The sequence below is a fragment of the Streptomyces sp. A0592 genome (assembly GCF_004795115.1).
GTDB classification, from domain to species: Bacteria; Actinomycetota; Actinomycetes; order Streptomycetales; family Streptomycetaceae; genus Streptomyces; species Streptomyces erythrochromogenes.
Genome location: NZ_SSBM01000005.1, coordinates 194,318 through 212,372 on the forward strand (window position 1 = coordinate 194,318; position 18,055 = coordinate 212,372).

18 protein-coding genes are annotated in these 18,055 nt (G+C 72.8%); 12 read left to right on the forward strand and 6 right to left on the reverse strand.

All coding sequences use genetic code 11. The annotated features are described in order from the left end of the window. The first annotated feature begins 34 nt into the window (after positions 1-34). Entirely contained in the window at positions 35-1,213 is a 1,179-nt protein-coding gene (sucC, locus tag E6U81_RS10195) for an ADP-forming succinate--CoA ligase subunit beta (RefSeq protein ID WP_030659459.1), read from the forward strand. Between the two features lie 21 nt (positions 1,214-1,234). Next, complete coding sequence (sucD, locus tag E6U81_RS10200; RefSeq protein ID WP_030764277.1) at positions 1,235-2,125, forward strand: succinate--CoA ligase subunit alpha; 891 nt, start codon at positions 1,235-1,237, stop codon at positions 2,123-2,125. 76 nt (positions 2,126-2,201) lie between these two features. On the opposite strand, the gene E6U81_RS41695 is transcribed toward sucD, so the two are convergent. Next, on the reverse strand, positions 2,202-3,461 hold the full coding sequence (locus E6U81_RS41695) for a transcriptional regulator (protein ID WP_136229743.1): 1,260 nt from the start codon (positions 3,459-3,461) through the stop codon (positions 2,202-2,204). A 119-nt stretch (positions 3,462-3,580) separates the two neighbouring features. Here E6U81_RS41695 and E6U81_RS10210 point away from each other — a divergent pair, with 119 nt between their 5' ends. After that, the gene (locus tag E6U81_RS10210) at positions 3,581-5,173 is read left to right on the forward strand and encodes a DUF6350 family protein (RefSeq protein WP_206309892.1); all 1,593 of its coding nucleotides are present in this window, start codon (positions 3,581-3,583) and stop codon (positions 5,171-5,173) included. 149 nt (positions 5,174-5,322) lie between these two features. On the opposite strand, the gene E6U81_RS10215 is transcribed toward E6U81_RS10210, so the two are convergent. Further along, positions 5,323-5,910, reverse strand: a complete 588-nt coding sequence (locus tag E6U81_RS10215) for a hypothetical protein (RefSeq protein WP_136229744.1) — start codon at positions 5,908-5,910, stop codon at positions 5,323-5,325. A 244-nt stretch (positions 5,911-6,154) separates the two neighbouring features. On the opposite strand from E6U81_RS10215, the gene purN reads away from it, so the two are divergent. Both purN and purH read left to right on the forward strand, forming a co-directional pair. After that, complete coding sequence (gene purN / locus E6U81_RS10220; RefSeq protein ID WP_136229745.1) at positions 6,155-6,778, forward strand: phosphoribosylglycinamide formyltransferase; 624 nt, start codon at positions 6,155-6,157, stop codon at positions 6,776-6,778. Continuing rightward, positions 6,775-8,370 (forward strand): bifunctional phosphoribosylaminoimidazolecarboxamide formyltransferase/IMP cyclohydrolase, encoded by a 1,596-nt coding sequence (gene purH / locus E6U81_RS10225; RefSeq protein ID WP_136229746.1) that lies wholly within the window; start codon positions 6,775-6,777, stop codon positions 8,368-8,370. Before purN ends, purH begins: the two co-directional genes overlap by 4 nt. A 75-nt stretch (positions 8,371-8,445) precedes the next feature. Here the strand turns inward: purH and E6U81_RS10230 are convergent, their stop codons facing one another. Beyond that, the gene (locus E6U81_RS10230; protein WP_136229747.1) at positions 8,446-9,108 is read right to left on the reverse strand and encodes a hypothetical protein; all 663 of its coding nucleotides are present in this window, start codon (positions 9,106-9,108) and stop codon (positions 8,446-8,448) included. Between the two features lie 245 nt (positions 9,109-9,353). On the opposite strand from E6U81_RS10230, the gene E6U81_RS10235 reads away from it, so the two are divergent. Together E6U81_RS10235 and E6U81_RS10240 are read left to right on the forward strand one after the other, a co-directional pair. Then, positions 9,354-10,214, forward strand: a complete 861-nt coding sequence (locus E6U81_RS10235) for a bifunctional methylenetetrahydrofolate dehydrogenase/methenyltetrahydrofolate cyclohydrolase (protein WP_136229748.1) — start codon at positions 9,354-9,356, stop codon at positions 10,212-10,214. Next, a complete protein-coding gene (locus E6U81_RS10240; RefSeq protein ID WP_136229749.1) occupies positions 10,204-10,635 on the forward strand; it encodes a DUF3017 domain-containing protein in 432 nt (143 codons plus the stop codon). Before E6U81_RS10235 ends, E6U81_RS10240 begins: the two co-directional genes overlap by 11 nt. On the opposite strand, the gene E6U81_RS10245 is transcribed toward E6U81_RS10240, so the two are convergent. After that, positions 10,622-11,557: a LysR family transcriptional regulator gene (locus E6U81_RS10245; protein ID WP_136229750.1), complete on the reverse strand. Its 936-nt coding sequence runs from the start codon at positions 11,555-11,557 to the stop codon at positions 10,622-10,624. The genes E6U81_RS10240 and E6U81_RS10245 overlap by 14 nt on opposite strands. Positions 11,558-11,628: 71 nt before the next feature. Between E6U81_RS10245 and E6U81_RS10250 the strand changes: the two genes are divergently transcribed. Together E6U81_RS10250 and E6U81_RS10255 are read left to right on the forward strand one after the other, a co-directional pair. Continuing rightward, complete coding sequence (locus E6U81_RS10250) at positions 11,629-12,255, forward strand: short chain dehydrogenase (protein ID WP_240803743.1); 627 nt, start codon at positions 11,629-11,631, stop codon at positions 12,253-12,255. Between the two features lie 195 nt (positions 12,256-12,450). Next, on the forward strand, positions 12,451-13,440 hold the full coding sequence (locus tag E6U81_RS10255) for a malate dehydrogenase (protein WP_136229751.1): 990 nt from the start codon (positions 12,451-12,453) through the stop codon (positions 13,438-13,440). 107 nt (positions 13,441-13,547) lie between these two features. Here E6U81_RS10255 and E6U81_RS10260 read toward each other — a convergent pair whose 3' ends face one another. Continuing rightward, complete coding sequence (locus E6U81_RS10260; protein ID WP_136229752.1) at positions 13,548-14,066, reverse strand: carboxymuconolactone decarboxylase family protein; 519 nt, start codon at positions 14,064-14,066, stop codon at positions 13,548-13,550. Positions 14,067-14,113: 47 nt separating this feature from the next. Between E6U81_RS10260 and E6U81_RS10265 the strand changes: the two genes are divergently transcribed. After that, on the forward strand, positions 14,114-15,511 hold the full coding sequence (locus E6U81_RS10265) for a PLP-dependent aminotransferase family protein (protein ID WP_136229753.1): 1,398 nt from the start codon (positions 14,114-14,116) through the stop codon (positions 15,509-15,511). Between the two features lie 58 nt (positions 15,512-15,569). On the opposite strand, the gene E6U81_RS10270 is transcribed toward E6U81_RS10265, so the two are convergent. Further along, entirely contained in the window at positions 15,570-16,412 is an 843-nt protein-coding gene (locus E6U81_RS10270; RefSeq protein WP_136229754.1) for a hypothetical protein, read from the reverse strand. A 116-nt stretch (positions 16,413-16,528) separates the two neighbouring features. On the opposite strand from E6U81_RS10270, the gene E6U81_RS10275 reads away from it, so the two are divergent. Both E6U81_RS10275 and E6U81_RS10280 read left to right on the forward strand, forming a co-directional pair. Further along, positions 16,529-16,825: a hypothetical protein gene (locus E6U81_RS10275; protein ID WP_136229755.1), complete on the forward strand. Its 297-nt coding sequence runs from the start codon at positions 16,529-16,531 to the stop codon at positions 16,823-16,825. A gap of 7 nt (positions 16,826-16,832) precedes the next feature. Continuing rightward, complete coding sequence (locus tag E6U81_RS10280; RefSeq protein WP_136229756.1) at positions 16,833-18,035, forward strand: glutathionylspermidine synthase family protein; 1,203 nt, start codon at positions 16,833-16,835, stop codon at positions 18,033-18,035. Positions 18,036-18,055 lie beyond the last annotated feature (20 nt).

Genomic DNA, 18,055 nt, shown 5'->3' on the forward strand with positions numbered 1-18,055 from the left:
TGCGAATCTTTAAAAAGACAAGGGACGGACGCGCGTGGACCTGTTCGAGTACCAGGCGAGGGACCTCTTCGCCAAGCACGGTGTACCGGTGCTGGCCGGTGAAGTCATCGACACGCCTGAGGCGGCTCGCGAGGCCACCGAGCGGCTGGGCGGCAAGTCGGTCGTCAAGGCGCAGGTGAAGGTCGGCGGCCGCGGCAAGGCCGGCGGCGTGAAGCTGGCCGCCACCCCGGACGAGGCCGTCGCACGTGCGACGGACATCCTGGGCATGGACATCAAGGGCCACACGGTCCACAAGGTGATGATCGCGGAGACCGCTCCCGAGATCCTTGAGGAGTACTACGTCTCGTACCTCCTCGACCGCACCAACCGCACCTTCCTGGCCATGGCCTCGGTCGCGGGCGGCATGGACATCGAGCAGGTCGCCGAGGAGACCCCGGAGAAGCTCGCCAAGGTCCCGGTGAACGCCAACGAGGGCGTGACCATCGAGAAGGCCCGCGAGATCGTCGCGCTGGCGCAGTTCCCGGCCGAGGTCGCCGAGAAGGTCGCCGAGGTCCTCGTGACCCTGTGGGACACCTTCATCGCCGAGGACGCGCTCCTCGTCGAGGTCAACCCGCTCGCGAAGGTCGCCTCCGGCGAGGTCATCGCCCTCGACGGCAAGGTCTCCCTCGACGAGAACGCCGAGTTCCGCCAGCCGGGTCACGAGGAGTTCGTCGACCACGCCGCCGCGAACCCGCTCGAGGCCGCCGCCAAGGCGAAGAACCTCAACTACGTCAAGCTCGACGGTGAGGTCGGCATCATCGGCAACGGCGCGGGTCTCGTCATGAGCACCCTGGACGTCGTGGCCTACGCCGGCGAGAACCACGGTGGCGTGAAGCCCGCCAACTTCCTGGACATCGGCGGTGGCGCCTCCGCCGCCGTCATGGCCAACGGTCTCGAGATCATCCTCGGGGACCCGGACGTCAAGTCCGTCTTCGTCAACGTCTTCGGTGGCATCACCGCGTGCGACGAGGTCGCCAACGGCATCGTCCAGGCGCTGGCCCTGCTGGAGGAGAAGGGCGAGGCGGTCACCAAGCCGCTCGTCGTCCGTCTCGACGGCAACAACGCCGAGCTGGGTCGCAAGATCCTCTCGGACGCCAACCACCCGCTGGTGCAGCGCGTGGACACCATGGACGGCGCGGCCGACAAGGCCGCCGAGCTCGCGGCTGCGAAGTAAGGGCAGAGGTCAAAGACTCACATGGCTATCTTCCTCAACAAGGACAGCAAGGTCATCGTCCAGGGCATGACCGGTGCCACGGGCATGAAGCACACCAAGCTGATGCTGGCTGACGGCACCAACATCGTCGGTGGCGTGAACCCGCGCAAGGCCGGCACGACCGTCGACTTCGACGGCACCGAGGTCCCGGTCTTCGGCTCCGTCGCCGAGGCGATGGAGAAGACGGGCGCCAACGTCTCCGTCCTCTTCGTCCCGCCGGCTTTCGCCAAGGCCGCCGTCGTCGAGGCCATCGACGCCGAGATCCCGCTGGCCGTCGTCATCACCGAGGGCATCGCGGTGCACGACTCCGCCGCCTTCTGGGCGTACGCGACCGCCAAGGGCAACAAGACCCGGATCATCGGCCCGAACTGCCCGGGTCTGATCACCCCCGGCCAGTCCAACGCCGGCATCATCCCGGGCGACATCACCAAGCCCGGCAAGATCGGTCTCGTGTCCAAGTCCGGCACGCTGACCTACCAGATGATGTACGAGCTCCGTGACATCGGCTTCACCTCCGCCGTCGGCATCGGTGGCGACCCGGTCATCGGCACCACGCACATCGACGCCCTGGAGGCCTTCGAGGCCGACCCGGAGACCGAGCTGATCGTCATGATCGGCGAGATCGGCGGCGACGCCGAGGAGCGTGCGGCGGACTTCATCGCGAAGAACGTCACCAAGCCGGTCGTCGGCTACGTCGCGGGCTTCACCGCCCCCGAGGGCAAGACCATGGGCCACGCCGGCGCCATCGTCTCCGGCTCCTCCGGCACCGCGCAGGCCAAGAAGGAGGCCCTCGAGGCCGCCGGCGTCAAGGTCGGCAAGACGCCGACCGAGACCGCCGAGCTCGCTCGCGCGATCCTGAACGCCGCTCAGTAAGCAGCGGCCGTACGGCTGAACGGGCGTGGCCCGCACCCCCTCGGGGTGCGGGCCACGCCCATTCGCGTACGCGGTCTCACTCGATCTGCGGGGTGATGCGCGCCGGACCTGCCTGCGGATCCGCGCGCAGCTTGTCGTGGAGTTGCCTGCTCCGTTCGGTGAGCTGCTGCGGGCCGCTGAGCGCCGGGACCCCGGTCACGCTCTCGCCGGGCGCCGGCGGGGGGTCGTACCGGGTGGGCGCCGTCGTCGCCGTGTACGCGGTGGCGGCCGTGATCATCGCGGTCAGGCCGAGCGTCGCCCGGGTCCACTGCCGGCCGCGCCGCTCGCCGCCGCCGCGGACCGCCGACGCCGGCCGCGGGTCGAGCGGGAACGGCGGACGCAGGGCGACGAGCCGCTCCCGCAGCGCCGCGGACTGCTTCTCGGCGGGTACGTCGGCCAGTTCGGGGATCCGGGCGGCGAGGTCGGCGTGCGCGTGCAGGATGCGGTTGCCGGCGGCGAGGGTGGTGGCCTCCGTCTCGGCGGCGGTGTCGGGCAGGTCGAGGCCGACGCCGTCGTAGAGCAGGACGGTGCGGCGGTGGATCCGGGACAGCGAGAGCAGGGCGTCGAGGACGATCCGGTCGGCGGGATCGGCGGGGGGCCGGTCGGGTCTGCGGTGGGCGCGCCGGAACCGGTGCCAGGGGGAGAGCGCGTACTCGTACGCGATCGCGCGCACCCAGCCCTCCGGGTCCGGGTCGGTGGCCACCTCGGGCCACTGGTCCCAGGCCCGGGTGAAGGCCCGGTCCACGGCCTCCAGGGCGAGGGCGCGGCGGCCGGTGAGCAGGTAGGCCTGCAGGGCGAGGGTGGGCGCGGCCCGGTCGTAGAGGGTGTCGAAGGCGCCGGCCGGTCCGTGGACGGGATGTACGACCGGTCGGGTGACGGCTCCCGGCGGGCCGCCGCCGGTGTCGGGGACCTCGGCGGTGACCGCGGCCCCCTCAGGGGTGGCCGGACTTCCCCCGGCCCCGGCGGCGGCTCCGGCCCCGGGGGCCGCCGCCACCGCCACCAGGAACGGTTCTGCCGTATCGGCCGTATCCGCCGTATCCGCGACGTCGGCCGGGTCGGTCCGGTCCGGCGGTCCGGGCGCGTCCGCGGCCGCCGGCAGCGCGGCGAGGCCGTCGAGGTACCGCGCGTACGCGTCGTGCTTGCGGCCGCGCGGGTTCGTGCGCCCGGACTCCCAGTGCCGGACCGTCGCCGCGGTGACGCCCATGGCCGCCGCGACCTCATCGAGCGTCAGTTCCGCGGCTTCGCGCAGTCTTCGGCGCTCGTGCGGGGTGGGCAGGTCTTCGACGTTTCGTGTCATCCCACACTCCCCGCGACCCGGCAGCCCTGAGCAATAAAGTACATAAACGTATATTGGGCGACACCACGGACATTCGCCTGTTACCCGCCCATAGCGCGTGTCGTTGGCACCATGACGGGGTGACCCAAGTGACCGAACGCGGGACCCGGTTGTCGGCGGCCCCGCGAGCCGGTGTGCGGCGGCGTTCGCCGGCCGCCGCCGCATGCGTGGTGGGCGGCGCCGTGGCGGCCGGACTCGGGCTCGGCTTCCTCGCCGTGCTCGTCATCGTCCTGTGGATCAGCTCCCCCTATCCCGACAGCGGCCCCGGCGGGGCCCTGCACCTCGCCGCCGGGCTGTGGCTGCTCGCCCACGGGACCGAACTGCTGCGGTACGAGACTCTTTCCGGCGTCCCTGCACCCGTTGGTGTGACTCCGCTGCTGCTCGTCGCGCTGCCCGTCCTGCTCATGCGGCGGGCGGCCCGGCTGGGCGGTGCCTGTGACGAGGAGGACGAGGAGGTGCTGCCCGCGACGGCCGTGTTCTCGGCCGTGCTCTGCGGGTACCTCGCCGTCGGGGCGTTCGCCACCGTGTACGCCGCCGGCGGCCCGATGCCGGCCGACCCGCTCAGCGCCGCCTGGCACGTCCCGCTGGTCGCCGTGCTGGCCGCGGCCGGCGGGGTGTGGGGGGCCAAGGGGCGGCCGCTCGGGCCGCTGCCGAACTGGCTGCCGGGGGGCGTACGGAGGGGGTTCGTGCGCCCTCGGTACGCGCTGGCGCTGCGGGCGGGCGCGGGCGGCGCCCTGGTACTCCTGGGCGGCGGAGCGCTCCTCGTCGGCGCCTCGCTCGCCTGGCACGGCGCGCAGGTCCAGGCCTCGTTCCTGTCGCTGACCGGGGTGTGGTCGGGCCGGTTCGCGGTGCTGCTGCTCGCGATCGCCCTGATCCCGAACGCCATGGTCTGGGGAGCGGCCTACGCCCTCGGTCCCGGCTTCGCCCTCGGGGCCGAGGTGACGGCCACCCCGCTGGGCTTCGCGGGCGCGCCCGCGCTGCCCCGGTTCCCGCTGCTGGAGGCGCTCCCGGCCGCCGGGCCGGGCACGCCGCTGACCTGGGCCGCCGCCGGGGTGCCGGTGGTGGCGGGGCTGGCGGTGGGCTGGTTCGCGGTACGCCGCTCGCGCGAGGTGTCGTACGGGGAGACGGCGCTCACGGCGGCCCTCGGCGCGCTGGTGTGCGGTCTGGCGATGGCCGGGCTCGCGGCGGTCTCGGCGGGACCGCTGGGCTCGCGGAGGCTGGCCGAGTTCGGGCCGGTGTGGTGGGCCACGGGTGCGGCGGCCTTCGCGTGGACTCTGGCGCTGGCGGTGCCGGTGGCGGTGGGCGTGCACGCATGGCGCTACCGGCCGGCGGCAGGGCCGGTCGCGGTGGACGCGCATGCTCCGGTGGACGACGGGTGGCACGACAGCGGGGTGCGGGAGCTGCGCTGGGAGGCGATGCGGAAGGCGTCGGGGACGCTGGTTCCGGAGATCGTTCCCGAGCCGGCGCCTCCGGCGGTTCAGGCGGTTCCGGTGGCTGCGGCCGTACCTGCGCTGCGGGCGCGTCGGGCGGTGACCGTGGTCGCGGGGCTGGACCTTCGCCCGGGCCCGGCCCCGGCTCTTGCTCCGGTGGTTCCGCCGGTTCCGCCGGTTCCGCCCGTGCCGCCGCCGGTGACCGGCGTGCGGGTGCTGCCCCGGCGGAAGCCGCCCGCCTAGCCGGTGCGGCGCCGCCCGGGGGCTCCCGCCCCCGAGCCCCCGCGCCTCAAACGCCGGCGGGGCTGAAGCGGCGCCTCAAACGCCGGCGGGGACGGGAAAAGCCGCAGGGCGGGAGGCGCCGGGGCTTCGGCCCGGCGCCTCTTGGCGGGCTACTGGGGGACCTTCAGGACCTTGCCGACGAAGTCGTTCGGGAGGAGGGTGTTGCACTGGAGTTCCGCCGTCTTGGTGAGGGCGTCGTCGCGGCAGACGTAGAAGTCCTTGTACGCGAGCTGCATCGCGTAGGTGCCCATGGCCAGCAGGATCGCCAGCGAGGCGGTCACCAGGCCGCTCACCGCCGCCGTGCGCTGCGGTCGGGCCGCCGGGCCGAGGGCGTCCAGGCCCTCCGGGGCACCCGGCTCGCCGGTCGCGGCGGCCGGCTTCCCGCGCAGCGCGCTGATCCCCCAGTACAGGGCGAGCGCGCCCAGCAGCAGGCCGACCGACGGGACCAGGAAGATCCCGAAGAAGAGGCCCCACATGCCCGCCAGCAGCGCGTAGCGGGCGCGGCGCTGAATCGGGTCCGTCGGGTCCCAGCGCGCCGGGCCGCGGTCTCCGCCCGAGTCCCCCGGGCCGTTCCCGTCGCCGTTCCTGCCGTCGTCGCCACCGCTGCGCGGCTGCCACGGCTGGTCGGGCCGGCCCTCCGGCGGGGCCGCGAAGGGGTTGTCGTCGGTGGGGGAGTCGGGCTGACGGCGGTCCGGCATCGGGTGTGTTACTTCCCCTGTGTCATGGACGTCACGAGGACATCGAGGCGAGGTGAGGCCAGTTTGCGGCTTGTACGCCTGACGCTACCGCCCGCCCGTCCCCCCGTCCCTCGGGGGCCGTCCGGTGTGCCGGTATCGTTGCAGGCGGTCGGCGGCTTCGTATGGTTCCCCGTATATCGGTACCCCGAAGTTTCGTATGACCACACAAGGACGAACACCGCAATTCCGCGAGAAAGGGCCTCCCATGGCCGCCTCCCGCCTGGTCGTGCTGGTCTCCGGTTCCGGCACCAACCTCCAGGCCCTGCTCGACGCCATCGACGCCCATCCCGGCGGATCCGAGGGCTTCGGTGCCGAAGTCGTCGCCGTGGGGGCCGACCGGGCGGACATCGCCGGCCTGGAGCGGGCGGAGAAGGCCGGGATCCCCACCTTCGTCTGCCCGGTGAAGGACTACGGGAGCCGCGCCGAGTGGGACGCCGCCCTCACCGCGGCGACCGACGCGCACGCGCCCGACCTCGTCGTGTCGGCCGGTTTCATGAAGATCGTGGGCAAGGAGTTCATCGACCGCTTCGGCGGCCGGTTCATCAACACCCACCCCGCCCTCCTCCCCTCCTTCCCCGGAGCGCACGGCGTGCGGGACGCGCTCGCCTACGGTGCGAAGGTCACCGGCTGCACGGTCCACTTCGTGGACAGCGGCGTGGACACCGGTCCGATCATCGCCCAGGGTGTGGTCGAGGTCCGGGACGAGGACGACGAAGCCGCTCTCCATGAGCGCATCAAGGAAGTCGAGCGACAGCTGCTCGTCGATGTCGTGGGGCGCCTGGCCCGGCACGGCTACCGCATTGAGGGACGAAAGGTAACAATCCAGTGACCGCCGCAGACACCGCAGCGAGCAACGACCCGACCACGACCCAGCGGCCGATCCGTCGTGCGCTCATCAGCGTCTACGACAAGACGGGACTGGAAGAGCTGGCCCGCGGCCTGCACGGGGCGGGCGTCGCGCTCGTCTCCACCGGCTCCACCGCCTCGAAGATCGCCGCTGCCGGGGTGCCCGTCACCAAGGTGGAGGAGCTGACCGGCTTCCCCGAGTGCCTCGACGGCCGGGTCAAGACCCTGCACCCGCGCGTGCACGCCGGCATCCTCGCCGACCTGCGCCTGGAGGACCACCGCAACCAGCTCGCCGAGCTGGGTGTCGAGCCCTTCGACCTCGTCGTCGTCAACCTGTACCCGTTCCTGGCCACCGTCCAGTCGGGTGCCACCGAGGACGAGTGCGTCGAGCAGATCGACATCGGCGGTCCGTCGATGGTCCGCGCCGCCGCCAAGAACCACCCGTCGGTCGCCGTGGTCACCAGCCCCGAGCGGTACGCCGACGTCATCGCCGCGGCCCAGGGCGGCGGCTTCGACCTCACCGCTCGCAAGCGGCTGGCGGCCGAGGCCTTCCAGCACACGGCCGCCTACGACGTGGCCGTCGCCTCCTGGTTCACGAACGCGTACGCCCCGGAGAGCGAGGAGGGCGCCCTGCCCGAGTTCCTCGCCGGCGCCTGGGAGCGCAAGTCCACCCTGCGCTACGGCGAGAACCCGCACCAGGCAGCCGCCCTCTACACGGACGGGCAGCCGGGCGGGCTCGCCAACGCCGAGCAGCTGCACGGCAAGGAGATGTCCTTCAACAACTACGTGGACACCGAGGCCGCGCGGCGCGCCGCCTACGACCACGAAGAGCCGTGCGTCGCGATCATCAAGCACGCCAACCCGTGCGGGATCGCCGTCGGCGCGGACGTCGCCGCCGCCCACCGCAAGGCGCACGCCTGCGACCCGCTGTCGGCGTTCGGCGGCGTCATCGCCGTCAACCGCCCGGTGACCGTCGAGCTGGCCGAGCAGGTCGCGGAGATCTTCACCGAGGTCATCGCCGCCCCCGGCTACGAGGACGGCGCGGTCGAGATCCTCGCCAAGAAGAAGAACATCCGCGTCCTGAAGGTGGACGGCACCCCGCACCAGCCGGGTGACCTCAAGCCCGTCAGCGGCGGTGCGCTGCTCCAGCAGAGCGACCTCTTCCAGGCCGAGGGCGACGACCCGGCCAACTGGACGCTCGCCACCGGCGAGGCCCTGTCCCCGGCGGAGCTCGCCGAGCTGGCCTTCGCGTGGCGTGCCTGCCGGGCCGTCAAGTCGAACGCGATCCTGCTCGCCAAGGACGGCGCCTCGGTCGGCGTCGGCATGGGCCAGGTCAACCGCGTCGACTCGGCGAAGCTCGCCGTCGAGCGGGCCGGCGCCGAGCGCGCGCAGGGCTCGTACGCCGCGTCCGACGCCTTCTTCCCCTTCCCGGACGGCCTGGAGATCCTGACCGCCGCGGGCATCAAGGCCGTGGTCCAGCCGGGCGGTTCGGTCCGTGACGAGCAGGTCGTCGAGGCCGCGCAGAAGGCCGGCGTGACGATGTACTTCACCGGGACCCGGCACTTCTTCCACTGAGTCACGCCCACCCCGACACGGCGAAGGCCGCGACCCGCAGTGCGGGTCGCGGCCTTCGCCGTGTCGGGGGGCGGCTCAGTACTGGGGACGGCGGAAGTAGTCCCCGGCCTTGGCGAGGCCGATGACGATCGTGAGGCCGAGGGCGAGGGAGACCACGGACGGCAGTACGGAGATGACGGTGAGGCCGCCGGAGCCCGTGGTGTGCTCGCTCGCGCCGAGCGCGACCAGGTTCAGCAGGATGCCGAGAACGGCGAAGAGGGTCTGGACCGAGCCGTAGATGATGCCGGAGACGCGTACTCCGCCACGTCCCTTGCCCATCTTGGCCGCGGTCAGGATGGGCCACAGGGCGAAGCCGATGAACAGCAGGCCCAGGACGACGCCCGCGGTGCCGGCGACGGCACCCGCGTCCTCGGCGGAGGAGCTGGAGGAGTCCGAGAGCGCCGCGCCCAGCAGGGCGCCGCCGATGATGATGAACAGGCCGCCGAGCGCCTGAAGGGCACCCATGACGAAGAGGATGACGCGCGCGGCCTTCGCCCCGCCGGGCATCTCCATCTGCGCCCCGGGGTAGCCGCCCGGGTATCCGGCGGGGCCGCCGGGGTAGGCCTGCGGGGCCTGCTGCGGGTAGGCGTAGCCGCCGCCCTGCGGCGGGATGCCCTGCGGGGCCTGCTGCGGGTAGCCGTAGCCGGGCTGGCCCTGCGGCTGCTGTCCGTACGGATTGTGCGGGTCGCCGAAACTCATCTGGGGTGTTCCTCCGTGGAAGTGCGGGGACGCACGGCAATGAGCGCGGAGGAATCCTGCACGGTGCGGTCCGCCCCCCGGCACTGCCCGCGGCACTCAGTCGTTTCATCGTGGTCCGACCGGCGAGGCCTTGTCCAGTTGGTTGGCATACAAGCCGGTCACTTGTTGTGCAAGTGCAATGAACCCTACGGTCCCGCGAACACCTTGACTGGAACCCGGGCCACCTCATCCGGGAGGATGGGGGCATGACCGCCCAGATTCTCGATGGCAAGGCCACCGCGGCCGCGATCAAGTCCGAACTGACCGCCCGTGTGGCGGCCCTGAAGGCCCGGGGCATCACCCCCGGCCTCGGCACCCTGCTGGTCGGCGACGATCCGGGCAGCCGCTGGTACGTCAACGGCAAGCACAAGGACTGTGCCGAGGTCGGCATCGCCTCCCTCCAGCGCGAACTGCCCGCGACGGCCTCCCAGGAGGACATCGAGGAGGTCGTGCGCGAGCTCAACGCCAACCCGCAGTGCACGGGCTACATCGTCCAACTCCCGCTCCCCAAGGGCATCGACACCAACCGGGTCCTGGAGCTGATGGACCCGCTGAAGGACGCCGACGGCCTGCACCCGACCTCCCTGGGCCGGCTCGTGCTGAACGAGCCGGGCCCGCTGCCCTGCACCCCGTACGGGATCGTCGAACTGCTGCGCCACCACGGCGTCGAGATCAACGGCGCGCACGTCGTCGTCCTCGGCCGCGGGATCACCGTCGGCCGGTCCATCGGCCTGCTGCTGACCCGCAAGTCCGAGAACGCCACCGTCACGCTGTGCCACACCGGTACGCGCGACCTCTCCGGGCTGCTGCGCCAGGCGGACATCATCGTCGCCGCGGCCGGCGTCCCGCACCTGGTCAAGCCCGAGGACGTGAAGCCCGGCGCGGCCGTGCTCGACGTGGGCGTCAGCCGCGACGAGTCCGGGAAGATCGTCGGCGACGTGCACCCCGGCGTCGCCGAGGTCGCCGCGTGGATCTCGCCGAACCCGGGCGGGGTCGGCCCGATGACCCGCGCCCAGCTGCTCGTCAACGTCGTCGAGGCGGCGGAGCGGACCGGCAGTGCGCGCTGAACCGGGCGCCGAGCACGTGAACGGGAGCGGCGCGGCCAAGTCCCGGCGCTTCCCGTCCGTCACGCGCGACACGGCCCGCCCCGAGGGCAGCGGCCGCGCCGTCCCCGGGGCCGTGTCCACGCCCGCCCGCCAGTGGCCGATGCTCAGCGTGCTCGCCGCGACCGCGGTGGGGCTGCTGACCACCGCGCTCGGGCAGGCCCGGGCCGGGTGCCTGGTGATCGGTGTGGCCCTGATCGTGGCGGCGGTGCTGCGGCGCGTGCTGCCCTCGGTGGGGATGCTCGCGGTGCGCTCCCGCTTCACCGACATGATCACCTACGGGCTGCTGGGCGTGGCGATCACGCTGCTCGCGCTGGTGATGGAGCCCTATCCGCTGCTGGAGATCCCGTTCCTGGAGAGCGCGGTCCGCTTCACCGTGCGCTGAGCGGGCCGGGCGCGCCGGGTACGCCGGGCGCGCCCGGTGCGCCGGACGCGGTGAGGACGGCCAGCGCGGCCGCGACGGCGGGCCGGCTCTCGGTGCCCGACCGGACCAGGACGTCCAGCGTCCGCCCCGCGCCCGGCAGCTGCCGTACGGCGGTGCCGGGCGGCGGGGCGTCGCACAGCAGTCCCGGCAGGATCGAGACGGCCTGCCCGGTGGCGACGAGCCACAGCCCGGAGCGCAGGTCCGCGCACTCGTGCGCGATACGAGGGGTGAACCCGGCGTTCCGGCAGGCGTGCAGGAGCATCTCGCGGCAGCTGCTCGGGGCCGGGGCCGAGACCCAGGCGCTGTCCCGCAGGGCGGCGAGGCCGTCCCGCTCGTAGGCCGGCAGCAGCGTCTGCGGCAACGCGAGGCACAGGGGGTCGTCGAAGAGCGGCACGGCCGTGGTCCCGGGTGCGGGCGGGGCCCCGAGCAGCGGGTAGGCGTAGGTGACCGCCAGGTCGAGGCGGCGCCCGCGCAGCAGCGGCAGGGCCTCCTCGGGGTCGGTCTGCACGATGCGCGGGCGCAGCCGGGGGTGGCGCACGGCGAGCTCGGCGACGAGCGGCGCGGCCACCGTGGCCAGCGCGCTCGGAGCGCACCCGACGGCCAGCTCCCCGCTCGGCTCGGTGTCGAGGGCCCGTACCGCGGCCTCGGCCCGCTCCAGGGCCGCGAGGACCGGTTCGCAGGAGGCGGCCAGTGCCGCGCCGGCGGCCGTGAGCCGCAGTCCGCGCCCGTCCCGTTCGACGAGGGCGGCCCCGGCCTCGGCCTCCAGGGCGCGCAGTTGCTGCGAGACCGCGGAGGGCGTCACCCCGTGCAGGTCCGCGACGGCGGTCACGCGCGCGTGCTCCGCCAGGTCCCGAAGGATGATCATCCGCTTCACGTCGAGCATGAGTTCATCTTAAGGATCGATGTAGAAGAAGTAGCTGGACTTCACATTGGCGTCGCGTGATGCTCGATCTCATGAACGCGAAGAAGAAGGTCGTGCTGATCGGAGCGAACGGGACCCTCGGCAGGGCCGTCCACCGGGCCCTGGACGAGCGGGGGCACCAGGTCGTCACCGCCTCCCGCAAGGACGCCGACATCCTCGTCGACATCACCGACCCGGAATCCGTCCGGTCCCTGTACGAGCAGCTGGCCGAACGGTTCGGCGGGATCGACGCCGTGGCGAGCGCGGCCGGCAGCGTGCCGTGGCGCCCCCTCGCCGAACTGACCACCGCCGACATCCGCAGCGGTATCGAGGGCAAGGCGGTCAGCCAGATCGAGCTGGTCCGCCAGGGCGTCGCGCACCTGCCCGCGCACGCCTCGTACACCCTGATCACCGGCGTCCTCACGCGCGAGCCCCTGCTCACCGGCTCGGTGGCCTCCCTCGTCAACGGCGCCGTCGAGGCCTTCGTGCGCGCCGCCGCCATCGAACTGCCGGGCCGCCAGCGCATCAACGCCGTCAGCCCCACCGTCTTCGAGGAGTCCCTCGGCGTGTACGGGGACGCCTTCGCGGGATTCGACGCCGTACCGGTCGCCCGCGCGGCGAACGCCTACGTCAAGTCGATCGAGGGCCACCGGACGGGCCAGATCTTCCGGGTCGAATAAAGGTCCTGCCATCGACTCGACCTTCGAAACACCGGAGGCGTGTGCCACGCACCACAGGGACCCGGGGGTTGGGCCGCGCCCGGGTCGGATAGCCTGACCGCGGATGTCTCTTCACGTCAAGATTTACAGGGGAGCGGCGTCCTCCAGCACATGGGGCAGGGACGCCCCACCGCCAGCTGTCTAACGGAGAAGGCCATGACCCGCACTCCTGTGAATGTCACCGTCACCGGCGCCGCCGGCCAGATCGGCTACGCGCTGCTCTTCCGCATCGCGTCCGGTCACCTGCTCGGCGCGGACGTGCCGGTCAAGCTCCGGCTCCTGGAGATCCCCCAGGGCATGAAGGCCGCCGAGGGCACCGCCATGGAGCTCGACGACTGCGCCTTCCCGCTGCTCGCCGGCATCGACATCTTCGACGACCCGAACAAGGGCTTCGAGGGCGCCAACGTCGCGCTGCTCGTGGGCGCCCGTCCGCGCACCGCGGGCATGGAGCGCGGCGACCTGCTCGCCGCCAACGGCGGCATCTTCAAGCCGCAGGGCCAGGCCATCAACGCGCACGCCGCGGACGACATCAAGGTCCTGGTCGTGGGCAACCCGGCCAACACCAACGCGCTCATCGCGCAGGCCTCCGCCCCGGACGTACCGGCCGAGCGCTTCACCGCGATGACCCGCCTGGACCACAACCGCGCGATCTCGCAGCTGGCCGCCAAGACCGGTGCCGCCGTCTCCGACATCAAGCGCCTGACGATCTGGGGCAACCACTCGGCGACCCAGTACCCGGACATCTTCCACGCGGAGATCGCCGGCAAGAACGCCGCCGAGGTCGTGAACGACCAGGCGTGGCTCGCCGACACCTTCATCCCGACCGTCGCCAAGCGCGGCGCCGCGATCATCGATGCCCGTGGCGCCTCCTCCGCCGCCTCGGCCGCCAACGCCGCCATCGACCACGTGCACACCTGGGTCAACGGCACCGCCGAGGGCGACTGGACCTCGATGGGTATCCCGTCCGACGGCTCCTACGGCGTCCCGGCCGGTCTGATCTCCTCCTTCCCCGTCACCTGCAAGGACGGCAAGTACGAGATCGTCCAGGGCCTGGACGTCAACGAGTTCTCCCGCGCCCGCATCGACGCCTCCGTCCAGGAGCTGTCGGAGGAGCGCGACGCGGTCCGCGAGCTCGGCCTGATCTGATCCACCGCTCCTCGCCGTGGAGCGCGGACACCCCCGCGACCTCGGCAAGCAGGACGAACCGAAGCGCCCCGGCCCTCTCAGGCCGGGGCGCTTCGGCGTGATGCCGCTCAGGCCTTGTACATGCCCGGCTTGTAGTGGCCCGGCACCATGCGGGTGGTGACGCCGAAGCGGTTCCACACGTTGATCGTCGCGATGACGGTGATCAGCTGGGCCAGTTCGCGCTCCTCGAAGTGCGCGGCGGCCTTCGCGAACACCTCGTCGGGCACGAAACCGTCGGTCAGGACGGTGACCGCCTCGGTGAGCTCGATCGCGGCGAGCTCCTTCTCGGTGTAGAAGTGCCGCGACTCCTCCCAGGCGCCCAGCTGCACGATGCGCTCGACGCTCTCACCGGCCGCGATCGCGTCCTTGGTGTGCATGTCGAGGCAGAAGGCGCAGTGGTTGATCTGCGAGGCGCGGATCTTGACGAGCTCGACGAGGGACGGATCCAGGCCCTTCTTGGAGGCGATCTCCAGGGCCAGGACGGCCTTGTAGGCCTCGGGGGCGAGCTTCGCCATGTTCAGGCGCGGGCTGTGCTCGGGGGCGTAGGCGTGCGAGTGGGTCTGCTGGTTGTCAGCGGTGGTGGTCATGTGTTCCACCGTAGGAGGCAGGCGGCCCGCCGGTATGGTCCATATTCATGATGGATTCGTGGGCCACTTTCGGGGCCGACCTGCATCTGGACCTGTCCGCCGGGCGCGGCCTGCGGGCCGGGCTCACCGAGGCCCTGCGCGAGGCCGCGCGCAGCGGGCGGCTGGCGGCCGGGACCCGGCTGCCGTCGTCCCGTACCCTCGCGGCCGACCTGGGCATCGCCAGGAACACGGTCGCGGAGGCGTACGCCGAACTCGTCGCCGAGGGCTGGCTCACGGCCCGGCAGGGCTCCGGCACCCGGGTCGCCGAACGGGCGCGCCCGCGCCGGCCCGCGACGGCCGGCCCCGTCCGGCGCCCCGCGCCCGGCGGGCCCGCCTACAGCCTGATCCCCGGCACCCCCGACCTGGGCGGCTTCCCCCGCGCGGCCTGGCTGGCGGCGGCTCGGCGGGCGCTGACCGCCGCCCCGAACGAGGCCTTCGGCTACGCCACCGACGGGCGCGGGCGCATCGAGCTGCGGCAGGCGCTGGCGGGGTACCTGGCGCGGGCGCGCGGGGTGTACGCGGACCCGGACCGGATCGTGCTGTGCGCGGGGTTCCTGCACGGGCTGAAACTGCTCGCGGCGGTGCTGCGGGCGCGGCGGGTGCGGGAGGTGGCCGTGGAGGGGTACGGCCTGGACTTCCACCGGGACGAGCTGGTGCGGGCGGGGCTGCGTACCAGGCCGCTCGGGGTGGACGCCGAAGGGGCCCGTACGGGGGAGCTGACCGCGGCGGCGGGCGCGGTGCTGCTGACCCCGGCCCACCAGTTCCCGACGGGCGCGGCCCTGACCCCGGCCCGCCGGGCGGCCGCGGTCGACTGGGCCCGGACCACCGGCGGGCTGATCCTGGAGGACGACTATGACGGGGAGTTCCGGTACGACCGGCAGCCCGTGGGGGCTCTGCAGGGACTGGATCCGGACCGGGTGGTGTACCTCGGCACCGCCAGCAAGTCCCTCGCCCCGGGGCTGCGGATGGGCTGGATGGTGCTCCCGCCGGGCCTGCCGGAGGAGGTGAGCGCCGCGAAGGGGTACACCGACTGGACCTCCAGCACGCTGGACCAGCTGACGCTGGCGGAGTTCATCGAATCCGGGGCGTACGACCGGCACGTGCGCGGGATGCGGCTGCGCTACCGGCGGCGGCGGGACGAGCTGGTGGCGGCGGTGGGCGGCCGGGTGGCGGGGGTGTCCGGGATCGCGGCGGGCCTGCACGCGGTGCTCGACCTCCCGGCGGGCACGGAGCGGTCCGTGCTGCAGTCGGCGGCCTGGCACGACCTGGCCCTGCACGGCCTGTCCGCCTTCCGCCACCCGCGGGCCGAGCTCGCGCCGCGGGACGCGCTGGTCGTCGGCTACGGGACCCCGTCGGACAGCGCCTGGACCCCGACCCTCGCGGCGCTCGCCGCCTCCCTGCCGTGACCCTGCGGGGTGCCCGGCGCGGCCGGAAGACCCGGGGCTCCGCCCCGGACCCCGCGCCTCAAACGCCGGCGGGGCCGGAGTTCGGCCCCGCCGGCGACTTCGGTTCGCCGAAGCGGGACAGGGCCAGGGAGCCGGCGACCGCCACCGCGAAGCCCGTCACCGCCAGCCACGTCAGGCCCTCCCGGGTGCGGTCACCGAGCCAGACCACGCCCACCACCGCCGGGCCGATGGTCTCGCCGAGCACCAGGCCCGCCGTCGCGACCGTCACCGAGCCGCGCGCCAGTGCCGAGGTGAGGAGCAGGAACCCGGCCGCCCCGCCCAGCAGGAGCGCGTAGAGGGCGGGGTTGGCGAAGTCCCACACCGAGTCGATGAGCCGCACCGAGACCTCCACCACCCCGAAGCCCGTGCCCGACCCCAGGCCGAGGACCAGCGCCCGCGGCCCGTCCGGCAGGCCGCCCGCCACCGCGCCGACCAGCAGCACCAGCACCGCCACCCCCAGCAGCCCCAGCTTCAGCGCGAGCGAACCCGTCCCGCCGCCCTCCTCGCCCGCGGAGAGCCCCAGCATCAGCAGCCCCAGGCACACCACGCCCACCGCGCCCCACTCCGCCCGGGACAACCGCACCGCCATCAGGCGCGACGCGACCACCGCCGTCACGGCCAGACTGGCGGCCAGCGCGGCCCCGACCACGTAGATCGGCACGTGCCGCAGCGCGATGATCTGCAGGACGAATCCGGCGCCGTCCAGGCCGAGGCCCAGCACGTAACGCCACTGCCGCGCGGCCCGCAGGAGCAGCGCCGCGTCCACCCCGGACCCGCTGCCCGGCTCCACCGCACGCGTCGCGACGGCCTGCAGAACGGACGCCGTACCGAAACACACCGCCGCACCCAGCGAACAAATCATCCCAATCAGCACGAACTGACTCTAGGTCACGGATCTCACGGCGGCCGGATTCCATCGGCCGGGGAGCCCGCTCTAGTCTGTCGGGAGCACGCCAGGCCCCAGGGGGAGCAGCAGACATGGACATCAGCAGCACCAACCAGCGCCGTATGCGCTCCGGCGCCGTCGCCCTCGGAGGCATGGGCCTGCTCGCGGCCACCCTCGTGGCCTGCGGCAGCAGCGACGAACCGGACCGCCGCTGCGCGTCCCGCTCCACGCTGGACCATCTGAACAGCAAGGAGTGCAAGACCGGCGGAACCGGCGCGTACTACTACGGCGGCCACGTCACCAACGGCAAGGTCAGCGGCGGCAGCTTCGACAAGTCCGCCGTCACCCGCGGCGGCATCGGCGGCCACTCCAGCTCCAGCGGCGGCTGATCAGACGATGCAGCGCCACACCATCGAGCCCCGGCCCGGCTGGCAGAAGACGGTAGAGGAACAGGGGCTGATCTATCCCCTCACCCGCTACCCCGACGACTCGCTGCGCCCCTACTGGGACGAGAGCGCCTACTACTCCTTCTCCCTCCCCGAGGTCGAGGCGCTGGAGAACGTCGTCGAGGAACTGCACGCCATGTGCCTGGCCGCGGCCGCGCACATCGTCGAGCACGACCGCTTCGCCGACCTCGGCATCACGGACCCGCGGCTCGCCGGGCTGATCGCCGAGTCCTGGCGCCGCCGGGCCGAGCAGCCCTCCCTCTACGGCCGGTTCGACCTGCGCTACGACGGCAGCGGCAGCCCGGCCAAGATGCTGGAGTACAACGCGGACACCCCGACCTCCCTGGTGGAGGCGGCCAGCCCGCAGTGGTTCTGGATGGAGGAGCGGTTCCCCGGCGCCGACCAGTGGAACTCCCTGCACGAGCGCCTCGTCGACGCCTGGCGCCGCCAGGCGGAGCTGCTGGCGCCCGGCCCGCTGCACTTCGCGCACTCCGAGACCGACGAGCTCGGCGAGGACCTGATGACGGTCGCCTACCTCCAGGAGACCGCCGACCAGGCCGGCCTGGAGACGCATGCCCTCTCCGTGGAGCAGATCGGCTGGGACAGCCTGTCCGGCCGGTTCGTCGACGAGAAGCTCCGCTTCATCCGCAGCTGCTTCAAGCTCTACCCGTGGGAGTGGCTGGCCACGGACGAGTTCGGCCCGCAGGTCCTCGGCACCTACGACCACGGCGGCGGATCCGGCACCACCTGCTGGATCGAGCCGCTGTGGAAGATGCTGCTCTCCAACAAGGCGCTGCTCGCCATCCTGTGGGAGCTCTTCCCGGAGCACCCGAACCTGCTGCCCGCCTACCTCGACGGCCCGCGCGAGCTGGCGGAGCCCGGGTCGGACGGATACGTGGCCAAGCCCCTCCTCGGCCGCGAGGGCGCGGGCGTCACCCTGCACGAGCCGGGCCCGGACGCCGAGCCGTTCGTACCGGAGCCGGGGGAGCGGTACTGCTTCCAGGGACTGGCCCCGCTGCCCGACTTCGACGGCAACCGGGTGGTGCTCGGCGCATGGGTCGTCGAGGACGAGGCGGCGGGGCTCGGCATCCGCGAGTCGGCGGGGCCGGTCACGGACGAGTACGCCCGCTTCCTGCCCCACGTCATCCTCTGAACGCCACCCTCTGAAACTCC

Bases quoted from the DNA above. Each gene is read 5' to 3' on its own strand.
- E6U81_RS10260 (WP_136229752.1), bottom strand. From the start codon at position 14,066: ATGACCACCACCGCTGACAACCAGCAGACCCACTCGCACGCCTACGCC.
- E6U81_RS10230 (WP_136229747.1), bottom strand. From the start codon at position 9,108: ATGAGTTTCGGCGACCCGCACAATCCGTACGGACAGCAGCCGCAGGGC.
- E6U81_RS10235 (WP_136229748.1), top strand. From the start codon at position 9,354: ATGACCGCCCAGATTCTCGATGGCAAGGCCACCGCGGCCGCGATCAAG.
- E6U81_RS10280 (WP_136229756.1), top strand. From the start codon at position 16,833: ATGCAGCGCCACACCATCGAGCCCCGGCCCGGCTGGCAGAAGACGGTA.
- E6U81_RS41695 (WP_136229743.1), bottom strand. From the start codon at position 3,461: ATGACACGAAACGTCGAAGACCTGCCCACCCCGCACGAGCGCCGAAGA.
- E6U81_RS10215 (WP_136229744.1), bottom strand. From the start codon at position 5,910: ATGCCGGACCGCCGTCAGCCCGACTCCCCCACCGACGACAACCCCTTC.
- E6U81_RS10255 (WP_136229751.1), top strand. From the start codon at position 12,451: ATGACCCGCACTCCTGTGAATGTCACCGTCACCGGCGCCGCCGGCCAG.
- sucD (WP_030764277.1), top strand. From the start codon at position 1,235: ATGGCTATCTTCCTCAACAAGGACAGCAAGGTCATCGTCCAGGGCATG.
- purN (WP_136229745.1), top strand. From the start codon at position 6,155: ATGGCCGCCTCCCGCCTGGTCGTGCTGGTCTCCGGTTCCGGCACCAAC.
- E6U81_RS10245 (WP_136229750.1), bottom strand. From the start codon at position 11,557: ATGCTCGACGTGAAGCGGATGATCATCCTTCGGGACCTGGCGGAGCAC.
- E6U81_RS10270 (WP_136229754.1), bottom strand. From the start codon at position 16,412: ATGATTTGTTCGCTGGGTGCGGCGGTGTGTTTCGGTACGGCGTCCGTT.
- E6U81_RS10275 (WP_136229755.1), top strand. From the start codon at position 16,529: ATGGACATCAGCAGCACCAACCAGCGCCGTATGCGCTCCGGCGCCGTC.
- E6U81_RS10250 (WP_240803743.1), top strand. From the start codon at position 11,629: ATGAACGCGAAGAAGAAGGTCGTGCTGATCGGAGCGAACGGGACCCTC.
- E6U81_RS10265 (WP_136229753.1), top strand. From the start codon at position 14,114: ATGATGGATTCGTGGGCCACTTTCGGGGCCGACCTGCATCTGGACCTG.